This is a genomic window from Trebonia sp. (assembly GCF_049794275.1).
Taxonomy (GTDB): Bacteria; Actinomycetota; Actinomycetes; order Streptosporangiales; family Streptosporangiaceae; genus Trebonia.
This window is the reverse complement of sequence record NZ_JBARCR010000503.1, coordinates 1-2691: the sequence shown is the minus strand read 5'-3', so window position 1 is coordinate 2691 and position 2691 is coordinate 1. Positions and strand designations below refer to the sequence as shown.

The 2691-nt window shown below is 72.2% G+C and carries 2 protein-coding genes and 1 pseudogene; 1 reads left to right on the top strand and 2 read right to left on the bottom strand.

The features are described 5' to 3' along the window. Both WA805_RS13675 and WA805_RS13670 read right to left on the bottom strand, forming a co-directional pair. Positions 1 to 201, bottom strand: a pseudogene (locus WA805_RS13675) (hypothetical protein); the annotation flags it as partial. A 55-nt stretch (positions 202 to 256) separates the two neighbouring features. Further along, positions 257 to 1282 (bottom strand): Lrp/AsnC family transcriptional regulator, encoded by a 1026-nt coding sequence (locus tag WA805_RS13670; RefSeq protein ID WP_425242520.1) that lies wholly within the window; start codon positions 1280 to 1282, stop codon positions 257 to 259. Between the two features lie 105 nt (positions 1283 to 1387). On the opposite strand from WA805_RS13670, the gene WA805_RS13665 reads away from it, so the two are divergent. Next, positions 1388 to 2691: MFS transporter (locus tag WA805_RS13665; protein ID WP_425242519.1), on the top strand; the 1304-nt coding region annotated here is incomplete at its 3' end.

Sequence of the window (2691 nt, the reverse complement as noted above, 5' to 3'; positions counted from 1 at the left end):
GCTCAGCGGCGCGTATCCCGCTGGCGTGGCGGACGAGCCGCCGCTGACGGCGAGCGTCACGCCCACCGCGATCGCGGCCGCGACGATGACCGCGCCACCGCCGATCGCGGCCATCCGGATCCGCCGCTTGCGCTGCTGCTCGGCCTTGCGCGCCTGCTCAAGGCGCTGTCTTCTGCTCTCCCGGGAGTTCTGCTTGGACACCGCACCAGCGTAGTCAAAGATTTATCCCGAACGTCCCCGGCTGACTCGCCGTGGTTCACCTGGCTCCGGCGGCGATGGGCGACCTCGCGGGGGACGCCTGTTTCACCGTCCGGATGATCGGCGCCGTCTCCACGCGCTGCACGCCGGGCAGCGTCGCGGCCTTGGCGGTCAGGAACTCGTAGAACTCGCTCTCGTCGCGGCATATCACGCAGGCCGCGAGGTTGGCCGCGCCCGTGGTCGCGGCGGCGTAGGCGACCTCGGGAAACTTCGCCAGCGCCGTGCCGGCGGCGGCGAGGTCCGCTGGCGGCACCGATAGCCACAGCCACGTCGCGGACCGGAAGCCGAAGGCCGGCATGTCAAGCTCGACGTCGAAATACAGCACGCCGGCGGCGCGCAGCTGGTCCATGCGGCGCCGGACCGTGGACTCCGACCAGCCGGTGGCCGCCGCCAGCTCGGCGTGCGAGGCACGCCCGTCCACTCCGAGCGCGTCGAACAGCGCGAAATCGAGCTCGCCGAGCTCGACGTGACTGCCGGAGTGACTGCCGGAGTGACTGCCGGAGTGACCGCCAGCGTGGCCGGCGCGGACCGGCAGCCGAAGCGGCTCGACCCGCAACGCAGGGAGCACCTGGAGGAACCCGAGGGCGTCAGGGCCGCCGGTGAACATGTGCAGCAGGGAATGCGCGGTCACGTCCACGATGCGCTCGCCGCGGGGCAGCTTGGCGAGCAACGCCTCGCGGTCTTCCCGCGCGTCGCCGCGCAGCGTGCAGAGCACTTCGGTGTTGCCGGACAGCAGCTGGATCCACGCCGTGTCGGCCCGCCGCGCCAGCGCGGCGGCGATCGCGGGACCGGCTCCGGGAACGCACCGGATGCGCAGGAACCAGCCAAGCGAGCCGAGCTGCTTGCGCGCCTTCAGCCCGACCACACGGAGCATTCCCGCGGAACGCAGCCGGCGATACCGGCGGGCCACCGTCTGGTCGGAGACGCCGAGAACCTCCGCGAGCTGGCTGAACGAGGCCCGCCCGTCCACGCCGAGGCATTGGGCGAGCTGCCGGTCCAGGTCGTCGATCGTGATGGTATCCATCACGCTCAGCCTAGCGAATGTCGAGATCCGCCGACATCCCAGCGCTGGCTAACGGGTGCGGTCACATTCCGGCCAGGGTGGGTGTCGAACATTACGGGAGGCGAGATGAAGAAGTGGTGGCCGCTGGTGGCGGTCTGCGCGGGGACGTTCATGTTGCTGGTCGACGTGACGATCGTGACCGTGGCGCTCCCCGACATGGCGCGTGAGCTGCACACGACGTTCCAGGACCTGCAGTGGGTGATCGACCTATACGCGCTGGTGCTGGCGGCGCTGGTACTGACGGTGGGGTCGGTCGCGGACCGGCTCGGGCGGCGCCGGGTGTACCTGATCGGCCTGGTGGTGTTCGCGTTGTCCTCGCTGGCGTGCGGCCTGGCGCCGAACGTCGGCGTGCTGATCGCCGCTCGCGGCGTGCAGGGGCTCGGCGCGGCGGCGATGTTCGCGACGACGATGGCGCTGATCAGCAGCTCGTACTCGGGACGCGAGCGGGGCGTGGCGTTCGGGGTGTGGGGCGCGGTCAACGGCGCGGCGGCGGCCGCGGGCCCGATCGTCGGCGGGCTGCTGGCGACGCACTTCGGCTGGCGGTGGATCTTCCTGGTGAACCTGCCGGTCAGCGTCGTGGCGGTGGGGATGACGCTGCTGGTCGTGCGGGAGTCGCGCGATCCGCATCCGTCCCGTGTCGACGTGCCCGGCATGGTGAGCTTCACGGTGGCGGCCGCCGCCCTGACCTACGCGCTGATCCGGGGCGCGTGGGGCTCGGGGCTGACGGTGGTGATGCTGGCGATCGCGGTGGCGGCGCTGGTGGTGTTCGTCCTCGTCGAGCGGCGCAGCGAGTATCCGATGCTGGACCTGGCGCTGCTGCGCCACGCGTCGTTCACGACGCTGCTCGTCGCGGGCGCGCTGCTGTCGGCGGCCGCGTGGGCGAGCCTGACGTACGAGTCGCTGTGGCTCCAGACGGTGCTCGGCCTGACCCCGATCCAGGCGGGCCTGGTGCTGCTGCCGGCGAGCCTGGCCGCGTTCGCGGTGTCCGCCGCGATCGGCCGGGTGCTGCACACGACGTCGCCGCGGCTGCTGATCGGCAGCGGGCTGCTGGTCATCGCCGCGGGCGCGCTGGCGCAGGGCGTGATCAGGACCGGGTCCAGCTGGTGGGTCGTGATGCCGGGCCTGTTCCTTGTCGGGATCGGCGCCGGGCTGGCGATGGCGCCGCTGTCCGCGACCGCGATGGGCGCGGTGGACCGCTCGCGGGCCGGCATGGCCGCGGGAGCGGTCAGCACGTTCCGGCAGCTGGGCTACGCGTTCGGCATCGCGGTGCTCGGCGAGGTCTTCGACTCTGGGCTGTCGCACGGGTTGTCGCACGGGGCAGGGGCCGGCCTGCCGGCGGCGCTGAGCGGCGGCCAGGCCCAGGCGGTGCT

What these genes read in the sequence shown, in the direction of transcription:
- WA805_RS13670 (WP_425242520.1), bottom strand. Translation starts at nt 1,282, where the DNA reads ATGGATACCATCACGATCGACGACCTGGACCGGCAGCTCGCCCAATGC.